Source organism: Chryseobacterium sp. ISL-6 (genome assembly GCF_018613715.1).
Taxonomy (GTDB): domain Bacteria; phylum Bacteroidota; class Bacteroidia; order Flavobacteriales; family Weeksellaceae; genus Chryseobacterium; species Chryseobacterium paludis.
Map to the genome: position 1 here is coordinate 114,759 of NZ_JAGGPT010000003.1, position 21,954 is coordinate 136,712.

Consider the following 21,954-nt stretch of genomic DNA (forward strand, 5'->3'; position numbering starts at 1 on the left):
TTTTACATTTCATAAAATTCCAGAGGAAGTTGGTCCGGATCCTGGGTAAAGAAAAATTCTTTCCCTGTAAATTCATCAATACGAATTTCCTCACAATTGAGACCTTTTTCAATGAGCTCCTGACGTTTCTCATTAACGTTCTCTACAGAAAACGCAAGATGCCTTAATCCACATGATTCAGGGCGTGATGGTCTTTTTGGCGGATCAGGAAATGAGAAAAGCTCTATGATATAATGATCTCCAATAGCAAGATCCAATTTATAAGACTGCCTTTCTTCACGGTATACTTCGCGTATCATATTCAATCCTAAAATCTCTGTATAAAATTTCTTTGAAACATCGTAATTCGAGCCGATAATAGCTATATGGTGAATTTTCATTTTAAATTATTTGATATTTTCACAATTCTCCTTCCTTCTTGTATCAATAATATACTGAATTTTCCACTTATCATTCTGTTTTACCAATTGAAAACTATTGGCTCCACAATGTGAAAATTTCCCTTTATAATAAAACTGATATGGAGTGAATACACTCGCCAGTTCTCCATCAACATTAATAGATTCTACAATTATCCTCTCATCAAGGTCTCCTTTTGAAGCTTTAGAGATCGTAGATATAAAATCATTAATACTATCTGTTTTTACAACCCCACCCTTTGTGATAGTCTGTAGAACTGCGGTTTCAGCAAAAGTTGATTTTAGTAAATCCGGATCCGCATTTTTCATCGCTGAAAAAAGATCCCGGATAGGTTTTTCAATTTCCTTATTTTCAGATCCCTGCCCAAAACAGAAAGAACTAAAAAACATAGCAATAACAAGTATTCTATTGATCATATTTTCTCATAGTTTAATTGATTAAAAATAAGAAAAATACCTTTTAAACAAACCTGATTTAAACTAAAAAAAGCCAATTTAATTTGAATTCTTGTAAAAATAAGCTAATTTTATCAACCTATTTTAAGAGATATGTGGAGTGCTTACCTGATTTTAATTGGTTTACTGATCCTGTTAACATTATTACCCAAAATTCAAAATCAGCATTGGATATTTCGGGTTCCTGAATTTGGGAAAATTCAAATCACATATTTTATTGTTATTACCTTCATTTTAGGCTTTTTCTTGGAGTCTTCTGAAAAATTTTGGTATTTCCAGAGTGCCCTATTAATTCTATTTGTTCATCATGGTTCTATTCTTGTAAAATACACTCCGCTCTATAAGGTTAAAAAACATCGTCAACATAATCATTCGTCCCAAAAAATACATTTTGTTTCTGCCAATGTTTATCAGTTCAACACTGATTACAATAGATTCGTTGAACTTATTGAAAAAAGCAAACCGGAGATATTCATGACTATGGAAAGCAATGGTGGTTGGGAGAAAGCATTAAGAATTCTCGAAAAAGATTATCCTTACACTCATAAAGTGACTTTAGAAAACACTTATGGGATGCATTTTTATTCTAAAATCAAAATCAAAAATGCTGTAACACATTATTTCGTTGCTGATGATATTCCAAGCATTGAAATATCCTTGGAAACCGAAGATGGCTTTTCTTTTGTCTTTTTTGGAGTTCATCCACCACCGCCAAGTCCTACGGAAGAAGAAACATCAAAAGAAAGAGATGGTGATCTTTTAAGTATTGCAAAACGAGTAAAAGACATCAAAATTCCAGTTATTGTTGTTGGTGATTTCAATAATGTTGCCTGGTCAAAATCATCTATATTATTCAGAAAAACCAGTCACCTTATCGATCCAAGAATCGGACGTGCCTTTGTTTCTACCTTTCATGCAAAATATCGTTTATTAAGATTTCCGATCGACTTAATGTTTCACAGTGAAGACATTTTTATTAAAGATCTTAAAACCCTGGAAAATTTTGGCTCAGATCATTTACCAGTCTATTGTGAGTTTTTTATAGATCATCATAATGACGGGCAGGAGGAAAGAATTGAAGATGCGACTTTAGAAGAAAAAGCGGAAGCAGAAAAAATGATTCAGGAAGGAAAAAAAGAAGATGGCGAGCGTGATGCTGTGGTTACAGAAGATTAATTTGCTTTTTCAGTGAACAGCTCCTATTGATCGTACATTTTATTATTACCTATTCGAAACACGATAAGAATTTTCGGAACTTTTTGGTGTCAAAAAAGGATCCATAAAAAAACAGAATTTATCCCTTTTTTTATGGTTGGAAACCAAGATATTCGAACCAAAAAACACTTTAATTTCACAAAAAAACGGGCTAAATCCCGTTTGTATTATTTTTTATGTCATTAAAATTTCATTATATCTTTCACTACCCCATTTTTTTGAGTGTGCTGTAATAACTCTGCTTCAATAAAACTTTTTATTTTTTCTTCAGAACCATCATTTGGAAATAGAAGGTGGACATTTGCCCCTGCATCCAAAGTAAAGAATAATGGTAGTTTCGTGTCTTTTCTAAAATCCCAGATCTTGTTAATTACTTCCATAGTTCCTGCCTTCATCAAAATAAATGCAGGGTCACTCATCATCATCATTGCATGAAGAGTTAATGCTTCATGTTCTACTAATTTAATAAAGCTTTCAAGATTACCACTTTTAAGTATTGCCTTCATCGGAATAAAGTTTTCTCTGGCCTCTTGAAATCTTCTTTCGGCATAAGGATTTGTATTCATCAAACCATGCCCTACTGTTGAGGATACACTTTTCTGACCTTCATGGATCAATAAAACCCAGTCATTGAAATCCTTAAAAATCTCGTGAACTTCAGTATTTGGATATTGCACAGCAAATAAATCTGAACTTCCTGAAACCTCATCAGAATCTCCCCAAACCACTAATCCATTGTACAGACTTCTGCATGCACTTCCACTTCCCAACCTTGCCAAAAATGATGCTTTTCGTAGGGAGTCTTCCTGAGAAATATTTCCTGAAAAAGTTTCCTCCAGCTTCATCAGACATTTTGCAATAGCTCCAAACCCAGAAGCTGAACTTGCAATACCAGAGCTGTGTGGAAATGTATTTTCTGTTTTAATACTATATTTTCCTTTTAAAATCCAAGGTAAATATTGTTCTATATTTTTAAAGTATTTTTCTATTTTTTCAGCAAACTTTACTTCTTCAATTCCCGACAAAAAAGTTTGTACAGAGAAAGCTTCATCAGCCAGAAATTCTATGGTCGTATTTGTTTTACAATGATTAAGAGTATAGCTGATACTTGGGTTTGCAGGAATCTGATTTGCATATTTCCCCCAATATTTAATCAGTGCAATATTTGATGGACAGCTTTCTGAAACCATCTGCGAATGAATTGTATAATTTTCTTTTCCTAGAAATTCTTGTGTTGTCATAATTTAATTTAAATGTGCCATATCATTTCAATAAAAATCATCGAATGGTGGCTACCTACTAATACATCTTCTCAATAATATCTTCATATCTCTTCAGAACTACATTTCTCTTGATCTTCAAAGTAGGAGTGATTTCCCCCGTGTTAATATCAAATTCTGCAGGCATAAGGGTGAATTTTTTCACCTTCTCGAAATCTGCCAGATGCTCCTGTAGTTCTTTTATTTTATTTTTATAAAGATCGATAATTTCTTCTTTTTTAACAATTTCTTCCCAACTGGTAAATGGAATATTATTTTTCTTGATATAGTCTTCTAAAAATTCAAAATTAGGAACTATTAAGGCTGAAACAAACTGTCTTCCTTCAGCAATCAATACAATCTGCTGGATATAATTATTATTGGTCAGCAAATTCTCAATCTGTTGTGGGGCAATATATTTCCCATTGGAAGTTTTCATGAGATCCTTGATCCTATCTGTAATGATCAGATTTCCATTATCATCAAATTTTCCAGCATCCCCGGTTTTAAACCACCCATCTTCCGTAAATACCGCTTTCGTTTCTTCAGGTTTATTATAGTAGCCTTTCATAATCCCATTTCCTCTGGCCTGAATTTCATCATTATCGCTAATTCGAACCTCAACTCCGGGTAAGGGTTTCCCACTGGTAGCATGTTCAAAATGAGTTAAGGGAAAAAGAGTTAACGTAGCTGTAGTTTCAGTAAGACCATATCCTACTGTCACATGGATTCCTACAGATTCAAAGAATCGGGTCACTTCAGGAGATAAAGAAGCTCCGCCACAAGGTAAAAACCATAATCGTCCACCCATTTTCTCTTTGATCTTACTAAAGACCAACATATTGGCAATGGATTCTTTAATTTTCAATCCAAATGGAGCAGGATGATCATTTCTTCTTAATTCGGCTGTTTGTTTACCAACTTCTAAAGCCCAATTAAAGATCTTTTTCTTAAATGGTGAGCTTTCTGCTGCCATATCATTTACTCCAGCATAAATCTTCTGGAAAAATCTTGGAACCGCACACATCATTGTTGGCTTTATTTCCACCAGGGCTTTAGCAATATTTTTAGGATCTTCTAAAAAATAAACCCTTGCCCCTCCATACAATGAAAGTAAGCTCCAGCTTCTTTCAAAAACGTGGCTTAATGGTAAAAATGCCAGTGAAAGTTCTTCTTCGAAATTTTTAAACTTAAAAAACTCAAAGTGGGCATCAAAAGCCTTTACAAAATTACCGTGTGTAAGCATTACACCTTTAGGAGTTCCAGTGGTTCCGGAAGTATAAATCAATGTAGCTACATCTTCATATTCCTTTTTAGAGATTTCCAATTTTGGAGACGCCTTTGCAATAAAGTCTTCCAAATAAGATGCATTTTCTTTTTTTATCCAGACTGCTTTTTTAGTGACAACAATGGTCTGAAGATCATTATCCTCTTTACTTAACAGTTCAAAACAAGCATCATACTGAGCCTGATCTCCTACTAAAACAGCTTTAGCCTGAGAATCCCTGATAATATATTCCGCCTGTTCTGCATTGTTGGTAGAATAAATTGGTACCGTAATGGCTCCGATAGACAATGAAGCCAGATCAAACATCATCCATTCAGCAGAATTGTCTGAATAAATAGCCACTTTATCATTTTCCTGGATTCCTGCATTTTTAAGCGCATTGGCAGTTTTAAAAATCATTTCGCTGAATTTTTTCCAGCTAAGTTCTTTCCAAACCTCTTTACTTTTAAAACCAATTGCTGACTTTAAAGGATGCTTTTCTATATTTTTACTGATAATAGCCTCTGCAAGATTCATTTATTTATTCAGCTTTTTGTCGTTAATGTAATTATTGAGATGAAAATCAATACTATCTTTTACGGGAATGAATTGATAATTCAACTTTTCTTTAATTCTTTGACTGGAAATGGTGTTGAATGAAGTGATAGATTCAATATTAGATTTTGTAACCATCTTTAATTTAGGAATCAACCAACCAAAGAGTATATTGGCTGTTCTTCCGGCATTAAGCTCTGCTTGGGATAAAATCCGGGCGTCTTTTAATCCTAGTTTTTTACGGATATAATTACCTACTTCTGCATATCTTTTATTTTCAGAGACCAAGATAAAACGTTCACCAAAAATGTTATTCTCCATAAGTTCTATAGAGATCCTGGCAACGTCCCGAACATCAACGTATGATGAACCACCAGAAAATGTAAAATTATTTTTCTCAAAAGTTGAAAAAAGCTCACCACTGCTTTGAGTCCAGTTTCCACTGCCTATGATAATAGCCGGATTGATGATGATCGTATTTAAACCTTCCGCTGAAGCTCTCCATACTTCCATTTCTGATAAATGCTTAGAAATGGCGTATGCAGGATGATCAATTTTTGGATTAAAATCAGAATCTTCGTCAAGCTCTCCTTTTTCATTGAAGCCGTCTAAAACAGCCACAGAGCTTACATGTAGAAATTTTGTTACCTGAGAACCTTCACAGGCAAATAAAAGACGTTCAGTACCTTTGATATTTGTATGGTACATCTCCTTTCCATCTTGTGGATGAAAACTTACTTTTGCGGCGCAGTGATACACTTCATCTACTCCTTTCAAAGCATTTTCCAGTGAATTGATATCGTCAAAATCAACATCTATCCATTCGATCTTGTTAAAAAAATCATCTGGATTTTCAGTATAAAACTGATACGAATGTCTTACTTCGTTTAAATTACTTGTGGGTCTTTTGGCGCCTCGTACATTTTTACCTCTCTTAAGAAGTTCTAAAATAATTACGCGGCCCAAAATTCCGGTTGCTCCCGTTACAAAAACCATCAATTATATTCCTACTTGATTGTTGACTAAATTATGATAATATTTTTGATTCAGCAATTCTCAGCTGCATCCTAAAAATGTGAAAAAATACTTTTGCAAATTTGCGATTTTTAAAGCACAATTCAGCTTAATTTCATCAATATTATCAGTTTAAATATATTCTTAGAATAGTTATTGTAACGGAAAACCGGCTTTATAAAAATTTACTTTTTAAGCTAAAACCATATTATTTCTTCTCGGTGCCTTGTCACACAAAACATCAGCAATACTTTTAGAAATAAGATTCTCTTCCGTTAGATTATCCAACCAGAAAAACTCACCAGCACCATTAATTTCAATGAAATAATATTCATCATCAGGAGATACAATAATATCCAATGCACCGTAATCAACATTATAAACATCCAGAAGTTCGAGAACTTTAGTTTCAATATCTTTAGGAAGATCTGTTCTCACCCATTTATCGATAAGATTCACACCATCTTTTCTCCAGTCTACTTTTGCATCTTCAAATTGTTGCGAATCGATCTCAAAAGCGTATACATCTCTGCCTACAACAGTCACTCTTAATTCTCTTTTCTTTTCGATTTTCGTCTGAAACTGCATCGGACAATAGAGTAAAGTATCCAATTCTTCCAGTTTCTCTTCTCCAATAACATTCGTAAAGACCACGTTCTCTACACCATCTTCATAGATTGCAAAACCAGCCTGCATCTTCCCTATCACATTCTTGTGTTTAAGGATAAAGCTTCTTGCCTCATCAGGGTTATTGGTAATACAGGTTTCAGGAATTTTCAATCCGATTTTATCAGCAATTTTCAACTGTTCTTCCTTACTGTCTAATCTTCTGTAGACACTTGGTTTTCCCAAAGCATACGCATCAATAGATTCTAAAAATCCAAAAAGTGTTGTGCGAATTTCACCCATTGCTGCACCATAAAATTTAGCATCAATTTCTTCTTTCAGGCCCTCCCCCATATTATAGGCTCTTCTATACCATACAGCAGCAATATCATCTAAACGATGTTTAGCAGTAGGAGTTTCGAGAATGCTGATCCATTTTCCATCCTGGAAAGTGGTTGATAATTTATTTTGTAGAGGATATAAATCTACATCAAAACGAATAACCTCAAAGCCATTTTTTTCAATATATTCTGTTACTTTTAGAATTGAAAAATTATCTCCAGTATGGGTTATTATTAAAATTTTATTGTTCATTGGTTTTCATTCTTTTTATAAGGTTATCGGCAATGCTTTCCGCAATAGGAAAATCTAATTCTTTTTGTAACATTCCCCACTCTCCTTGTGGGTTTACTTCAAGGAAATAATAATTTCCATCTCTCCCTTTTATCATATCAATGGCGCCCATATAAAGTCCCATTTCTTTCATCATTCCGGAAAGATGAGCTTTAATATCTTCAGGCAATTCATAAGGTGACCAAAAATAATTTCCTTGATTGACACGCCAGTCAGCATGTTCACTATTATTGATCTTTCCTGTAAAAAAATCACCATCCACATACATGATTCTTAATTCATATTCTTTTTCAATATAAGGCTGAAAAATCATAGGACAGTAAGCGATATCAGAAATTGATTCTAAATTATCTTCATCAATTATTGTCGTAGAAAGTAAATCTTCTCCGCCCATCGATTTTGAAATGACCCCATGAAGTTTTGCGACTGCTTTTCCATTACAATGCTCATGGAAAAAAGCAGTTATTTTTTCTTCATCATTCGAAAACAATGTTTTTGGAACCGTTAAATTATTCTTTTTTGCTATTTTCAGTTGATACAATTTATTTCCATCCACTTTTTTTTCTTCTTCAAAGGGATTGATCCATGGGACATGCTCTAAAGCTGTGTAAAGATTATATCGCAAACTTCCATATTCATTTACAAAAATTTTCACATAATCATTATCCAACTCTTCCGGAATACTGATGCGCCAGCCTTTTCTGTGCCAAACCGCTTTAATGTCATTGGAACTGACTGTATTTCCATACTCATCTGTCAATTCAAATGAATTTTCGTTAATACTGACTTCCTGAAGATGGTTCACATGATCTGAATTCAATCTGAAATATGGAATATTTTTAGAGGAAAGATATTCGAAGAAAATATCAATGTTATAAAAATCATTGGAGTGAGTGATACAAAGAATCATTTATTGCTTTTTATTAAAAAAGGAAACTTAGAGTGTAAGTTTCCTTTAATTATGATTTGTAAATATTGTTATCTATTATATAAACAATTCATTATACTGTTGGAGCATCATCATCCCCATCAGATGGATATTTCATTGTATGAGCCATATCTAAAGTTGGCTTTGTAACAACATCTCTTTCTGGAATTGTAATGTCTGGTCCACCGCCTGTTACAGATTGAGGATCTTTTAATTGTTTCTCAAGAAACGATGCGAAAAATGGTTTTTTCTTTGAACTCTTGTTTTTCATAATGTTTTAATTTGGTTTGACTTAATATTTTGTTGAAATTTGATTAAAAATGATCGATCGGTAAAGATGGATCTATAGGATGAAGAGGTCCGCCTTCATCATTATCAGAAGGATACTTCAATGTAACATTATCATTTCTTACTGTTGTTACATTATCTGCTAAAACAGAAGTAATGTCATCTTTTGAAGGAATAGTAATTACATCTCCGTTAATGGAAGTAATAACCCCGCCTCCGGTTACTTTCTCAGGCTCTTGAATTTGTTTCTCTAGAAAAGAAGCAAAAAATGGTTTTTTTAGTTTTTTTGGTTTCATAAGTAAATATTTTTAACTTTTTTGATAAATCTAAAGTACAAAATTTTCACATTCAAAAAAAATAAATCACTCTTTTAAGAAAATTTTAACAACATAAAAGACAGAGTATCAAATTAATCCAACCCTAAAAATTTTTTAACAACCATACTAAAATCCACAGGATTATCAGCCTGAACCCAATGAGCTGCATTTTTAACCGTCACAATTTTCGCCTTTGGAAACTGTTGTTTAATTGCATATTCATCTTGTGGAAGAATGTAATTGGATTTTTCTCCGGCAATAAACAATGTCTCTCCTTCAAAAACTCCAAATTTTATCGCATTGGAAACAAACTCATTATATTTTTCAGATAGTGTTTTAAGATTAAATCTCCAATTCAATTTTTTATTATCATCCCAATACAGATTCTTAGCCAGAAACTGAATGGTCGATTTTTCTGGTATATACTGAGTTAATACAGCTTCTACTTCATTTCTTGATCCCACTGTATTGAAATCAACAGTTTCCAAAGCTTTAATAATTCCCTGATGATGTGGAGGGTATGCTTTTGGAGAAATATCAACAACAATTAACTTTTCAACTTTTTCCGGATATTTTATGGCAAACTGCATTACCGCTTTACCACCTAAAGAATGTCCTAAAACGTGGGCTTTTTTTATTCCATAATGATCCATATAATTGGCAATATCATCTGCCAGGTCATCATGTGACATACTTTCTGAGTGGAAACTTCGTCCATGATTTCTTAGATCCAAAAGATGAACCGGAAGATATTCTCCCAGATCCTTTCCAAAACTTCCCCAATTGTCGAGCATTCCAAACAAACCATGGAATACTAATAAAGGTGTAGACGATTTTTCTTCGCCAAATATTTTTGAATGTAAAATTTCCATAATTCTTTTTTAAGATTTTAAATTTCAGACCACAGATTCCAGAGGATCAGTATACTTTATATTTAAAGTCTACTATCTGACACCCGGTATCCAACATCTAAATTTACCACTTTGCTAATCTCTTCAGATAGGCCTGAACCGTATTCTCCATTCCCATATACAGGGCTTCAGAAACTAAAGCATGCCCGATAGAAACTTCTAATAGATTAGGGATCGTATTAGCAAAATATTTTAAATTTTCAAGACTCAGATCGTGTCCTGCGTTTACACCCAATCCGAATTCACCAGCAGCAATTGCTGTTTCAAGATAGGGCTTTATAGCTTGTTCTTTATTTGTAAGATAATCTTTTGCATACGCTTCAGTATACAGCTCTATTCTGTCAGCACCTGTTTTTGCAGCATACTCCACCAGTTCAGGTTTTGGATCTAGAAAAATTGAAGTACGAACTCCTGCATTTTTAAACTCAGCAATTATTTCTTTTAGAAAATCTAAATGCTTTTTGGTGTCCCAACCCGCATTGGAAGTTATAGCATCATCCGCATCCGGAACAAGAGTAACCTGTTCAGGTTTCACCTCCAGCACCATATCGATAAAAGAACGGTGTGGATTTCCTTCAATATTAAATTCTGTGGTTACTAAAGGCTTCAGGTCATAAACATCTTTTCTTGTAATATGTCTCTCATCTGGTCGTGGATGAATGGTAATTCCCTGTCCTCCAAACTCCTGAATTTTTATTGCTGCTTCTGTAACGCTTGGTGTTTCGCCTCCCCTTGCATTTCTTAAAGTTGCAATTTTATTAATGTTTACGCTTAGTTTTGTCATTTTTTATAAGTAGATGTTAGATGTCAGATCTTAGATGTTAGATAAGGTTGCTTCTAATATCTAACATCTAAAGTCTAACCTCTCATTAAATTAAACTTTTACGGTTACCTGCATTACCTGCAGATCAAATTCTTTTGAAGCGACTAAAAGGTGATCAAAGATATCTGCCTGAATCTGTTCAAAACGTTCCCATTTGGAATCATTTGCGAAGCAATAAACCTCCAGGGGAAGCCCATGCGGAGTAATATCCAGCTGACGAACCATCATAACTCCTTTTTTGTCTATATCAGGATCATTTTCGATATACTTTTGTGCATAATATCTGAAAACCCCAATATTGGTTAATTGCCTTCCGTTTACAATTTTGTCTTTATGTGCAAGCTTCTCTTTTTCTTTTCTGATTTCTACGCTTTTACCTTCCAGATATTCAGAAATCAAATTAATATCTTTTAACCGTTCAATCTCCTCATCGCTTAAAAATTTAAAAGAATTGATATTGAAATAGATCGATTTTTTAATTCTTCGGGTATTGGATTCTGACATAATCTGAAGATTCTTTATCTCAGTAGTTAACAGATCATAGGTTGGAATTGTAGAGACTGTCTTATCAAAATTTGTGATTTTTGTGGTTAAGAGACTGATATCTGCAATATTTCCTTCTATGTTGTATTTAGGGATACCAATCCAATCTCCTACTTTCATATTTTTAGAAGTTGCCACGTGAAGTCCTGTAACAAATCCTAAAATGGTATCTCTGAAAACGAGAACCAAAACAGCAGTTATAGCTCCTAAACTTCCTAATATTGTCCCACCTTTAATTCCAAAAATCACACAAATACCTACCACAGTAAGGATAAAAATACCAAATATTTTTACAGACTCTGAAATAGCATTCAAAGCCATTATCTTATAAAAGTCCTGTTTGATCACAAAATAATTCCTTAAGGCAGTTAATGCTCTGAATAACATTCCCGCAATGACAAAAATAATAGAAACACTTACGATCAATCCCAATAGTTCAAAACTTTTAGGATGTCTCCAAAAAACAGATTTCAAAGCATATTCTGCAAAACTCAATGCTCCTAAGTGAACAATTGAATTGGTAATTCGGGATTGATAAATTGATTTTAGAACCGGATATTTCTCTTTGTCAAAAAAATATTTAAATATAGTATTAACAAGAATTTTAAAAATAAAATCCAATACATAAACAAGTCCGGCCAAAAATAAAAATTTAAGGATTATCTGGCAGGTAAGCACCAAGTCATTGGGCACATTAGCACTTACAAAATAGTGGACCTGATCACTAATATCCTGTAAAAAATCTTTGGTGTCTTGTAACTCGTCTTTCATTATAGCAAATTTATGAAATTTAAGGCTGATTTTAATTAAAACCTTTCCATCAATTTTCATCCCAAATAATTTCCTTTTTTAATATTTAATAAAAATTTTAAATCATTTTTTTTAATATTATTAAATCCTCTTAAACTTGGATTAATAAATAAAAAATTCACCAAAAAACTTAATTAAAAATAAATAATACTGAAAATTTATCATATTTTATAATTTTATATTTAATTATTTATTAAATTTGATCAAAACTAACCCAATCAAAATCAATTAGATATGAGAAAACACTACCTATTTATTTTATTGTGTGTATTCACACTTTTAACAAATTGTGCAGGAGGAGACGATCCTGTGATGACTCCCCAAAATGTTGGCCCTACAGCTGTAAAAACCGGAAAACTTACCGGAAAGGTGATGTCACAAAATGGAACAAAACCTATTGGAGGTGCTTCAGTTTTTACTTTTGATGACAAGTATAAAATCTATTACACTACTTCAGATGCAGATGGTAACTTTACCTTGGAAGCTCCGGTTGGAAATCACACCATTCATATCCAAACAGGTAATGGTAGTAATTTCCGTACGGAAATTAACACAACTGTAAAAGATAATGAAACTTTAAATCTCGACGCCAGTCAAACCAAACTGAATCAGGTTGCAAAAATCGCTTACGTAAAAGGAACGTATGATAAAATCGAGGATATTATTCAGACTTTAGGCTATACCGCCACCGAAATTACCAATACCGATCTTGCTAACCTAACTACTATTGCACAGTATGATATTATATTTCTTAACTGTGGTTCAAGGAATAGTTACTCTTCAAATTCGGGACTTTATTCTGTAATTGATACTAATTTAGCAACTTTTGTTGCTAACGGAGGAAGTATCTACGCTTCAGATTGGGACGTTGCCTACTTAGTGGGTGGAACAACCAATACCAATAACTGTTCTCTTCCTGGAGGATTTGTTCCTGATACAAAATTATGCTCTAAAAATATCGGAAGTTCAGGTACACTAGGCGCTACGGTAACTAATACGGGACTTACAACAGCTTTGGGGTTCAATACACTTAATATCGATTATGACTTAGGTGCGTGGCAAAAAATAACTAATTATGATCCTGCTTATTGGGAAGTTTTAGTTAAAGAAACTTCATCAAATGACGCTTTAATGATCAGAACCAATCATTTTACAGCAACAGGAATACCAACTACTCCGATAGGAAATGCTCCGAATTCAACATTTGTAACGGTTTGTATTACTCTTCCTGGAAACATCCAGATCAGTATTTCAGTTCCTCAGGTATTAGTTCCTTATTTGGTTGCATTAGGTGCTACAATAGGACCATGCTCAGGATCTTCAACAAGTGGGTATATTTATTACACAACTTTCCATAATCATGCTTCAGGTAACATTGGAAACGCCGGCGTAATTCTACAATATGTAATCTTAAACTTATAGAAAATCTTAAACTTATATTAAAAGGTGGCTTTTTTAAGGCCACCTTTTTTTATCTTGCATATATAATTTTAAAGAATGGATACAACGTTAATTAATATTCTCTGTCTTGTTTTATTAATATTAGGAATGCTGGGAACTTTCCTCCCTATTTTACCAGGCCTTTTATTAAGCCTTTGCGGTTTGTTGATTTATAAGTTTGGAACGGATGCCGATTTACCAATGCTTTATATTTGGGTTTTTGGAATCCTTACTGCTGCCTCCGCGGTTTTAAACTATGTAATTCCCGCTAAAACCAATAAAAAATATGGTGGAACAAAATGGGGAAGTATAGGTTCAGTAGTTGGTACCATTGTAGGGATGTTTATTCCTATTCCATTGGGATTTTTAATAGGCATGTTTGCCGGAGTATTTATAGGGGAATTACTTCACGACAGCAAAGATATGGATAAAGCCCTTAAATCCACAAAAGGAGCTTTCATTGGATTTATATATGGTACGGGATTTAGTTTTGTTGTAGGTGTGGCAATGTTTTTGGTAGTAGTATTAGATATGCTCGATTACATTTAAAATAGATTACCATGTTATATAAAACCATTTTATTCAGTTTAGGTATGTTGGCTCTTACGAACTGTAATGCTCAAAAAGAGACTAAATCACCTACAAAATCGTCTGGTACAACCAGCACAAAAGAAAAAACGATGAACAAAGAAGGAGACATTGTTTATTTCAATGAGGGAGAGAACAGATTTCTTAAAGAATACCAAATGAATGTTACTTTTACTAATATTTCTGAAGACAGTCGTTGTCCAGAGGGTGTCAATTGTATCTGGGCGGGTGTGGCAGTCGCCAATATTACGGTAATGGGAACTACAACAAGACCGGTTACTTTGACTTTAGCTACAACAGAAAATCCGGGAAGAAATTATTTTAAATCTGCGGAGTTTAACGGATATACGATTTCATTAAATGATGTTGCCCCTTATCCTACTTCACAAAGTGGAGCAAAAGCACTTCCGGGAAAATATAAAATAGGAATTACGATTAAAAAGACTGGTGAAAAACCTACCATGAGATAGGCTTCTTACCTTTCGAAACAAGATATTCATTAATTTTTGAAAAAGGTTTGCTTCCGAAAAATCCTCTGTATACAGAAAATGGCGATGGATGTGCCGATTTCAAAATAAAATGCTTAGCCGGATCTATGAGTTCGGCTTTTTTTTGTGCAAAGGCTCCCCACAAAACAAAAACCACATTTTCTTTTTTATCAGAAATTTCTTTAATGATATAATTGGTAAAGGTCTCCCAACCCAGATCTTTATGGGAATTGGGAGTATGAGCGCGAACGGTTAATGTTGCATTCAATAACAAAACGCCCTGTTTCCCCCAATCATCTAATTCTTTTGAAGTTCTTACTATTCCCAGATCATCCTTCAGTTCGATAAAGATATTCTTAAGAGATGGTGGAGCTGTAACCTGTTCTGAAACAGAAAAACATAAACCATTTGCCTGATGATCATTATGGTAAGGATCCTGCCCGATAATCACCACTTCGATGTCATCAAAAGGTGTGATTTCTAATGCCCTGAAAATTTGATTTTTAGGTGGAAATACTTTGGTAGTTGCATACTCCTGCTTTACTTTTCCCCAAAGATTAGTAAAATATTCTGTGCTTTTTATAGGTGCTAAAATTTCTGTCCAGGTCATGGTTTGGATTTAATAATTTGAAAAGGGACTAATTTGACAATCAATTTTCATCTGGTGTATATACTAAATGATAGATTAACTATTTCTTTAAGTTAAAAATAATATTATCCGGAAAACCTTCATCCTTCTTATCTCTCTCCAAAATAAAGTGATGTTTTAGAAGAAGTCCAATTGAATTTTCATTATCCTTATTTGTAATAGCTAAAATTTCCTGCAAATTTAATTCATTAAAACCGTAATCTAAAACCGCTTCTAATGCTTCGGACATTATTCCTTTTCTGTGATAGTCGGGTAATAATTCATAACCCACTTCCGCTACTTTTCGGTCTTCAGAAAAATTCCACAGGCAAATTGTTCCGATAAGATTGGATTTATCTTTATAAGAAATACCTAAATAAAGGGTTTGCTTATTTTCAGTATTTTTTTTAATCGTTAAAATAAAATTCAATGCATCATAATTCGTTTTGGGCGAATTTCTCAAAACATATTTATTGATCACCTCGTTACTTCTGATCTTTAGAATATCTTCAGCATAGGTTTCATCAATCTCCTTTAAAATTAATCGTTGGGTTTCTAGGGTCATCTCAGCTTAATTTATAGACTTTAATTTTAAATAATGATCTTTCCCTAACGTAACATAAAATAGAGATAAGAAAGGATTACGACCACTTAAATTATATCGAAGTACCTCATCCTGATTGATTTCTAAGTTGATTACATTAGATCTGCACCAATCTATTTGCGCTCTTAATTGATATATACCTGGCATTACTTCAAATTCTTTAGATTCTCCGTCTTTAATCTCACCTATTTTCTTATCTCCCAAAAAGATTCCTATAGATCTTAAAGCATTCGAAAATTCAGATGAACGGTTAATAATTAGTTTTGTCACTGTCTTGTATTTAAATTATTAATGGTCTCTTTAATAATCAAATATACATAATAATCAAATTTCTCACTAAATTTGCAGTGTGTATATAAATAAAGAAGATTTAAACGAATTAGAGTTTCCGCAATTGCTCGCGGAAATTTCTCCTTTTGCGTATTCTCCGAAAACAAGAGAAAAAATCCTTCACCTTCGTCCGATGGAAATTGACGAAGCAGAACTTTCTTTGAAAAAAACTTCAGAATATCTTTCTAGTTTTGAAAGTTCAAATGCTATTCCGTTCGATGAATATGAAGATATTGAAGCAGAGCTTAAATTAATGCTGATCGAAAATTACCGTCTGGAAAACAGCGCTTTCATCAAAATAAAAACTTTAACGGAACAAATAGGAAAGCTACAAAAATTCTTTCCAACCATGCCTGATACCTTCCCTAATCTTATGGAAGATGCTTCTGTTCTGGAATTTAAAAAAGAGATCATTGATAAGGTTGATAAAGTTTTCAATCGTTTTGGGGAAGTGAAAAGTGAAGCTTCACCTATTTTAAAAACGTTACGAACAGAAATTCAGCAAGCTAAAAAAGCAATTCAGGAAAATTTCAATCGTGTATTGTTCAATTATGGCCAAAGTGATTTTTTAGATGATATCCGAGAAAGTATTATTGAAGACCAAAGGGTTTTAGCTGTAAAATCAGCATACAAAAAAAGAGTTCCCGGAAGAGTTTTAGGACTTTCAAAAACCGGTTCTATCACATATATTCAACCGGATAGTGTGGTAACCCATTATTTTAAGCTTAAAGAAAATGAGGAGGAAGAGAAGAAAGAAATTGATAAGATCCTTAGAAAGCTGACTGCTGAATTAGCAGAATTCCAACCTCAGCTTTGGCGATATCAGAAATATATCTTTGATCTCGACTTAACGAGGGCGAAGGCTAAGTTTTCAGAAATGATTAATGGTGTTTTACCTAAGATCAACCGCCATAAAACACTCAGATTAAGAGAGGCCTTCCATCCTTTGCTATGGTTGAGAAATAAGGCAGAAAACAAAACAATCCACTCGCAGACATTAAGTTTAACGGAACACAACAGAATCATATGTATTTCAGGACCGAATGCGGGAGGAAAGTCGATTACGCTGAAAACGGTCGGATTACTCCAATTAATGATTCAGAGTGGAATTTTAGTTCCTGTTCATCCGAAATCTGAAATGTTTTTCTTTGATAAGATCATGACCGATATTGGAGATAATCAGTCGATTGAAAATCACCTTTCTACGTATTCATCCCGATTAAAGAAAATGGGTGGTATCATTCGTGAGTCTGACGCCAATACTCTTTTATTGATCGATGAGTTCGGAACCGGTTCTGACCCGGAATTAGGTGGTGCTTTAGCAGAAAGTTTCCTTGAGTTTTTCTATGATAAAAAGAGTTTTGCCATTATAACAACACACTATACCAATATCAAATTGGTTATAGAGCAGCTTCCCAATGCTGAAAATGCAGCGATGTTGTTTAATGAGGAAACGCTGGAACCAATGTATAAATTAGAAGTCGGACAAGCGGGAAGCTCATTCACTTTTGAGGTTGCTGAAAAAAATAAGATCCCTAGATTTATCATTCATTCTGCAAAGAAAAAAGTAGAACATGATATTGTAAATCTTGATAAGACGATTGTAAAACTGCAGCAGGAAAAATTTGAGGTTGAAAAACTTAAAACAGACCTTGCGGAAAGAAAAGAATCAGTTGAAGATAAGCGTGACAATCTGCAAAAACTAAACGAACAGCTCCAGCAAAAGCTTTTCAATTTCCAAAAATTATATGAAGATGAACACCGCAAACTTCAATTCGGAAATAAAATTGAGGCCTTTGTTGATAGTTACGTAAAAGGTAAATCCCGAAAGGATGTGGTGAAAGATTTCGTAAAGATCCTGGAGCAGGAAAAGTTTCGAAAAGTGGGTGCTGATAAAGATGAAACAAAACGTCTTCAAGTGGTAAAAAGAAAAATTACCCAGCAGCTCAAAAAAGAAGATGTTATTGAAAAGATCGCTGAAACGAATGAAAAGATAGAGGAGAAACGTAAAGTAGACCGCGCCGTATGGATGAAAATAGGACAACGGGTCCGTATTCCGGGAAGTACAAGCGTCGGTACTATTGAAAAAATTTCCAGAAATAAAGTGATCGTTAATTATGGAACCTTTAAGACCACAATTAATGCCGATGAATTAGAGAGAATTTAAAGCTTATTTAGCAACAAATTAAATTTAATAAAAAACAAAAGAGAGTACTTCAAGCACTCTCTTTTCTCTTTTCTCTCACTTCTTAATAAATTTTAACCTGATATTATTATTTTCTTTTCCTTTGAATTCAATAAAATACACTCCTTTAGGCTGAAGTTGCTGTAATACTTGAGACCTGAACATTGGTTGGCACATTTTATTAGTTTTTAATATTTTAATGAAAATTATACTAATATATTGAATCATCATTATAGGATATCAAGGAAATTTTATAAAATTAAAATTCCCTTTATTTTTGCAATAAAGAAAAACAAAAGCAATATTCATTCAACTTTTTATATCTTTAAAAGAAAATGTTTAAGAAAATCATCTTTGGAATAATTGCTTTTCTGTTAGTATGGATCCTGTTTATATGGGGAAAATACTATTTTTTCTATCCATCTTATTCACAGGAAGATATCAATACTATTTTTAAAAAAGAAAATCTGAAAGCTCCCGTTTATGACTCTATAAACATACGCGGATACAGTATTCATTATCTCACTAATAAAGCCAATGATGATGTAATCACTAATCAGGAAACGCGAAAGAAAAAGCCCTACCTCTTCTTGATACATGACAGTGGAAAGAATTCCGGATATTTTTTAGACTATTTTAAGAATAAAGAAATCAATAAAATATTTCATATCATCGCAGTGGATAGGATTGGTTTTGGGAAATCTCATTTTATAAAATCTGAAAGTGAAGATCAAAAAGAGTTTGGGGAAGATTTAGACTATGTAACTTCTGTCATGCCTAAAGAGATTTTAAAGAATGAAGGCCAACACCTTGAAGAAGTTCGTATTGTTACGAATGGTTGTGCCGGTTTATTGGGCTTAAAAGCATACAACTGGGCAGATTTAACTTATGTGAAAGTTTTCATGTTTTATCCCGAAACAGAACCCAGATTTTTTGGAAGTATTTTCTTTAGTAAACTAATCTCCAGTCCATTTTTAAGCTTTCTTTTTCCACGGGACTTTGTGAGTAAACATCAAGACTTATTATTGATGGATGATTCAAAAGGACAAGGCAGAAAAACCCTTTTTGAAAATGCTAAAATTTCCGAAAACAAAGGAATCAGCAGCGATGGCCCTATGTTTCCTGCAGGTAAGGGATTCAAATCTATATTCTTTATAGTTGCAAACAAAAAAGCGAAGGAACAGACCGAAAATATCATTGAAACCAATAATTTTCTGATAGAAGAAGCTGATAAAAAGAACATTTATAAAGATCCTGGGTTCGTGCTGGATAAAATTTTATTGAACGATTTTTATACTTTGGATTTTAATAGGATTAGAAGATAATGTCCTGCATATTGAACCGTCTTTTTAAATATTTCAAACAAAGTTCAACCTTTTTACAGGTCATCTAAAACCAATAACTAATATTAAGGATTTAGAGTTATATAATTATCTTCCGAAAAGTATTTAATTTATATATTTGATGCATCAAAAATTTTTCATAATGATTTCCGTAAATAAAGCAGTCTATTTATCAGCCATCAGTTTATTCTCATTAGCTTTTGTAAAAGGCCAGCAAAAAATTCCTTTTGGAGTGGTAAAGGCTGAAGAGGGTTACGCGAATGTTAGGGTTGCCAAGGATAATTATAGAAAAATTGTTGATAAGATCAGAATGCGTAAAGGAGATGTCTTTCTTTATGTAAAACCGGCTCCGGGAGAAACAGAATGGTTATGGATCAAATATCCCGAAAAGCAGGACACTGAAAAACCTTTTGTGAGATATGAGAATCTTGACAAAGAAGGTATGGTGAATAAAGAACGTGTAGCTTTTATTGATCAGCTTCCTCAATACACACCGTCCAAATCCAAAAACGGAAGATCCCTTATTTTCACTGACAATAACAATCCTAAAATACCTACTGCCCAAAGAAATAAGGTTATCATTGATGTCTATCCTTCCAATGCCAGTTATAGGAAACAGGAAAAAGATGCGGATGGAACAATCCTTACTATTGATAAAGTAAAACCTTGGGGTATCAGTAAAGAACTTCCTGAAGGGATGACAGAAATCAAGTCTATCCGTGTACAACAGGTTGGAAGAGGTTCCGTTTTTGTAAGAGAAGCTATTAAAAATATGTTCCAGCCGACTATGGATTTCAATAACATTAGTGTTGCTGCTATCGACAATGATAACATTTTTCTTTATATGATCAACGGTTCCGGGGAAAACAGATATACCACGCTCTGGACGATCAGACAGGGAAAGGTTGCTCACCAGATTATTTTTAAAAATCCTGAATAATTCACTATACTTCTCTGTATTATCCTTATTTTTGTCATTGAAAAAGTTTTAACGCTTATTCATCACAGGAATTGGTTCTGTTTAATCACAGATTAATAGGGAATCGTGTGAAAATCACGAACTGTCGCGCAACTGTAAGTAACTAAAGTCTTTATAATAAACCACTGTGCAAAAGCATGGGAAGGGATAAGGATGTTACAAGTCAGGAGACCTGCCACTTTCTATAAACAAGAAACTTTCGCGGCTTGAAGTTTATTGATCTGATGGATTGTTTCAGGAATTTCACCTTTCCTGTTATTATTCTGTTTGCTTCAATATATTTCATTTCGCTTTAATTTAATAATGAAATATGACTACAGAAGAAAGAATTCAAGCATCCGAAACCAGAATCTTTAAAGCGGTTTTCCCTAACACAACCAATCATTATGATACTCTTTTTGGAGGTACAGCGATGCAATTGATGGATGAAGTGGCATTTATTACTGCTACCCGTTTTGCAAGAAAAAGAGTGGTAACTGTAAGCAGCGACAAAATTGACTTTAAGAAACCTATTCCTGCCGGAACTATTGTCGAGCTGATAGGAACGGTTTCTCATGTTGGAACAACAAGTATGAAAGTAAATATAGAGATCTACACGGAACAAATGTATTCTTATGAAAGAGAAAGAGCTATTGTGGGAGACTTTACTTTTGTGGCTATCGATGAATTTAAAAAGCCTGTTCAAATACTATAATTAGATGAGAAACGCAAGTCAAATTGACTTGCGTTTTCTTTATTTTAAAACTTTTTCGGTCTCTAAACTTCTATTAAGCAGAAGCTGGAAAGCTTCACCCATTTCATCAGAAGCTCTGCTTATTGCATTTTCCAGCATATTTCTGATTTGACTCTCGGTTACTTTTGCTTCGGTCCAGCTTTTCCCCGAAGTATGTGAGTTAAGAATAAATGGCATAATGCGGTCTATTGCACAGGCAAAAATAGCATCCGCAGTCTGCTCTTCTTCAAACTCCAACCATAGATTGAAAAACTCTGAACCTAAAGGTTCATCTAAAATTCCAAAAATATTCTGAGCTGATAATTTCTCTCTTTCAAATTTGCCAACCATTGCTTTCTCATCAAATAAGAATGTATCACCAGCTTCAATTTCTACCAGATCATGGATAGAAAGCATCCTTATAACTCTTAACAAATCGATATCTGTCCTGTTTTTAGCATATGGAAAAAGTACCTGTGCCAGTATTATTATCTGCCAAGAGTGTTCAGCAGTATTTTCCCGTCTTGAATCATCTGCATTATAATTTCTTCTCTGCACATTTTTTAAAGCATCTACTGCTAAAATAAAATCGATCTCTTTTTGTATTTTCATT

The 21,954-nt window shown here is 33.6% G+C and carries 24 protein-coding genes and 1 riboswitch; of the genes, 8 read left to right on the forward strand and 16 right to left on the reverse strand.

What is annotated here, in order from left to right; genetic code table 11:
• Window positions 1–2: 2 nt before the first annotated feature.
• Entirely contained in the window at window positions 3–380 is a 378-nt protein-coding gene (gloA2, locus tag J7E44_RS06695; protein WP_214826928.1) for an SMU1112c/YaeR family gloxylase I-like metalloprotein, read from the reverse strand.
• Window positions 381–386: 6 nt separating this feature from the next.
• Window positions 387–836 carry a nuclear transport factor 2 family protein gene (locus tag J7E44_RS06700; RefSeq protein ID WP_251040508.1) on the reverse strand — a complete coding sequence of 150 codons (450 nt, stop codon included), beginning with the start codon at window positions 834–836 and terminating at the stop codon, window positions 387–389.
• Between the two features lie 132 nt (window positions 837–968).
• Here J7E44_RS06700 and J7E44_RS06705 point away from each other — a divergent pair, with 132 nt between their 5' ends.
• Window positions 969–2,051 (forward strand): endonuclease/exonuclease/phosphatase family protein, encoded by a 1,083-nt coding sequence (locus J7E44_RS06705; protein WP_214826929.1) that lies wholly within the window; start codon window positions 969–971, stop codon window positions 2,049–2,051.
• A 221-nt stretch (window positions 2,052–2,272) separates the two neighbouring features.
• Here the strand turns inward: J7E44_RS06705 and J7E44_RS06710 are convergent, their stop codons facing one another.
• The 10 genes from J7E44_RS06710 to J7E44_RS06755 all read right to left on the reverse strand — a co-directional run bounded on the left by J7E44_RS06710 (window position 2,273) and on the right by J7E44_RS06755 (window position 12,005).
• Window positions 2,273–3,331: a diphosphomevalonate decarboxylase gene (locus J7E44_RS06710; protein WP_214826930.1), complete on the reverse strand. Its 1,059-nt coding sequence runs from the start codon at window positions 3,329–3,331 to the stop codon at window positions 2,273–2,275.
• A gap of 58 nt (window positions 3,332–3,389) precedes the next feature.
• Window positions 3,390–5,153 (reverse strand): AMP-dependent synthetase/ligase, encoded by a 1,764-nt coding sequence (locus tag J7E44_RS06715; protein WP_214826931.1) that lies wholly within the window; start codon window positions 5,151–5,153, stop codon window positions 3,390–3,392.
• A complete protein-coding gene (locus tag J7E44_RS06720; RefSeq protein WP_214826934.1) occupies window positions 5,154–6,167 on the reverse strand; it encodes an NAD-dependent epimerase/dehydratase family protein in 1,014 nt (337 codons plus the stop codon).
• Window positions 6,168–6,377: 210 nt separating this feature from the next.
• Window positions 6,378–7,385 carry an MvdC/MvdD family ATP grasp protein gene (locus tag J7E44_RS06725; RefSeq protein WP_214826936.1) on the reverse strand — a complete coding sequence of 336 codons (1,008 nt, stop codon included), beginning with the start codon at window positions 7,383–7,385 and terminating at the stop codon, window positions 6,378–6,380.
• Entirely contained in the window at window positions 7,375–8,334 is a 960-nt protein-coding gene (locus J7E44_RS06730; protein ID WP_214826939.1) for an MvdC/MvdD family ATP grasp protein, read from the reverse strand. The genes J7E44_RS06725 and J7E44_RS06730 overlap by 11 nt, the downstream gene beginning before the upstream one ends.
• Before the next feature lie 91 nt (window positions 8,335–8,425).
• Window positions 8,426–8,623 (reverse strand): microviridin/marinostatin family tricyclic proteinase inhibitor, encoded by a 198-nt coding sequence (locus J7E44_RS06735; protein ID WP_214826943.1) that lies wholly within the window; start codon window positions 8,621–8,623, stop codon window positions 8,426–8,428.
• 43 nt (window positions 8,624–8,666) lie between these two features.
• Entirely contained in the window at window positions 8,667–8,936 is a 270-nt protein-coding gene (locus J7E44_RS06740; protein WP_214826944.1) for a microviridin/marinostatin family tricyclic proteinase inhibitor, read from the reverse strand.
• Window positions 8,937–9,049: 113 nt separating this feature from the next.
• A complete protein-coding gene (locus J7E44_RS06745; protein WP_214826945.1) occupies window positions 9,050–9,829 on the reverse strand; it encodes an alpha/beta fold hydrolase in 780 nt (259 codons plus the stop codon).
• Between the two features lie 103 nt (window positions 9,830–9,932).
• Complete coding sequence (locus J7E44_RS06750) at window positions 9,933–10,652, reverse strand: pyridoxine 5'-phosphate synthase (RefSeq protein WP_214826946.1); 720 nt, start codon at window positions 10,650–10,652, stop codon at window positions 9,933–9,935.
• A gap of 90 nt (window positions 10,653–10,742) precedes the next feature.
• Complete coding sequence (locus J7E44_RS06755; RefSeq protein WP_214826947.1) at window positions 10,743–12,005, reverse strand: mechanosensitive ion channel family protein; 1,263 nt, start codon at window positions 12,003–12,005, stop codon at window positions 10,743–10,745.
• Between the two features lie 273 nt (window positions 12,006–12,278).
• On the opposite strand from J7E44_RS06755, the gene J7E44_RS06760 reads away from it, so the two are divergent.
• The 3 genes from J7E44_RS06760 to J7E44_RS06770 all read left to right on the forward strand — a co-directional run bounded on the left by J7E44_RS06760 (window position 12,279) and on the right by J7E44_RS06770 (window position 14,542).
• Window positions 12,279–13,466: a carboxypeptidase-like regulatory domain-containing protein gene (locus tag J7E44_RS06760; protein ID WP_214826948.1), complete on the forward strand. Its 1,188-nt coding sequence runs from the start codon at window positions 12,279–12,281 to the stop codon at window positions 13,464–13,466.
• Window positions 13,467–13,541: 75 nt separating this feature from the next.
• Window positions 13,542–14,033: a DUF456 domain-containing protein gene (locus J7E44_RS06765; RefSeq protein ID WP_214826949.1), complete on the forward strand. Its 492-nt coding sequence runs from the start codon at window positions 13,542–13,544 to the stop codon at window positions 14,031–14,033.
• Between the two features lie 11 nt (window positions 14,034–14,044).
• Window positions 14,045–14,542, forward strand: a complete 498-nt coding sequence (locus J7E44_RS06770) for a hypothetical protein (RefSeq protein ID WP_214826950.1) — start codon at window positions 14,045–14,047, stop codon at window positions 14,540–14,542.
• Here the strand turns inward: J7E44_RS06770 and J7E44_RS06775 are convergent.
• The 3 genes from J7E44_RS06775 to J7E44_RS06785 form a co-directional block, all read right to left on the reverse strand.
• A complete protein-coding gene (locus J7E44_RS06775; protein WP_214826954.1) occupies window positions 14,529–15,170 on the reverse strand; it encodes a uracil-DNA glycosylase in 642 nt (213 codons plus the stop codon). The two genes, J7E44_RS06770 and J7E44_RS06775, sit on opposite strands and share 14 nt — an antisense overlap.
• A gap of 79 nt (window positions 15,171–15,249) precedes the next feature.
• Window positions 15,250–15,753: a GNAT family N-acetyltransferase gene (locus J7E44_RS06780; RefSeq protein WP_214826957.1), complete on the reverse strand. Its 504-nt coding sequence runs from the start codon at window positions 15,751–15,753 to the stop codon at window positions 15,250–15,252.
• A 6-nt stretch (window positions 15,754–15,759) separates the two neighbouring features.
• The gene (locus J7E44_RS06785) at window positions 15,760–16,062 is read right to left on the reverse strand and encodes a hypothetical protein (protein ID WP_214826959.1); all 303 of its coding nucleotides are present in this window, start codon (window positions 16,060–16,062) and stop codon (window positions 15,760–15,762) included.
• Between the two features lie 79 nt (window positions 16,063–16,141).
• On the opposite strand from J7E44_RS06785, the gene J7E44_RS06790 reads away from it, so the two are divergent.
• From J7E44_RS06790 to J7E44_RS06805, 4 genes are all read left to right on the forward strand, one after another.
• On the forward strand, window positions 16,142–18,289 hold the full coding sequence (locus J7E44_RS06790) for an endonuclease MutS2 (protein ID WP_214826962.1): 2,148 nt from the start codon (window positions 16,142–16,144) through the stop codon (window positions 18,287–18,289).
• Window positions 18,290–18,642: 353 nt separating this feature from the next.
• A complete protein-coding gene (locus tag J7E44_RS06795) occupies window positions 18,643–19,632 on the forward strand; it encodes a hypothetical protein (protein ID WP_214826966.1) in 990 nt (329 codons plus the stop codon).
• Between the two features lie 160 nt (window positions 19,633–19,792).
• Complete coding sequence (locus J7E44_RS06800; RefSeq protein WP_251040509.1) at window positions 19,793–20,590, forward strand: hypothetical protein; 798 nt, start codon at window positions 19,793–19,795, stop codon at window positions 20,588–20,590.
• A gap of 55 nt (window positions 20,591–20,645) precedes the next feature.
• Window positions 20,646–20,823: riboswitch (cobalamin riboswitch) on the forward strand.
• A gap of 116 nt (window positions 20,824–20,939) precedes the next feature.
• Window positions 20,940–21,323, forward strand: a complete 384-nt coding sequence (locus J7E44_RS06805) for an acyl-CoA thioesterase (protein WP_214826969.1) — start codon at window positions 20,940–20,942, stop codon at window positions 21,321–21,323.
• Window positions 21,324–21,362: 39 nt separating this feature from the next.
• Here J7E44_RS06805 and J7E44_RS06810 read toward each other — a convergent pair whose 3' ends face one another.
• The gene (locus J7E44_RS06810) at window positions 21,363–21,953 is read right to left on the reverse strand and encodes an HD domain-containing protein (RefSeq protein ID WP_214826973.1); all 591 of its coding nucleotides are present in this window, start codon (window positions 21,951–21,953) and stop codon (window positions 21,363–21,365) included.
• Between the last annotated feature and the right edge of the window lies 1 nt (window position 21,954).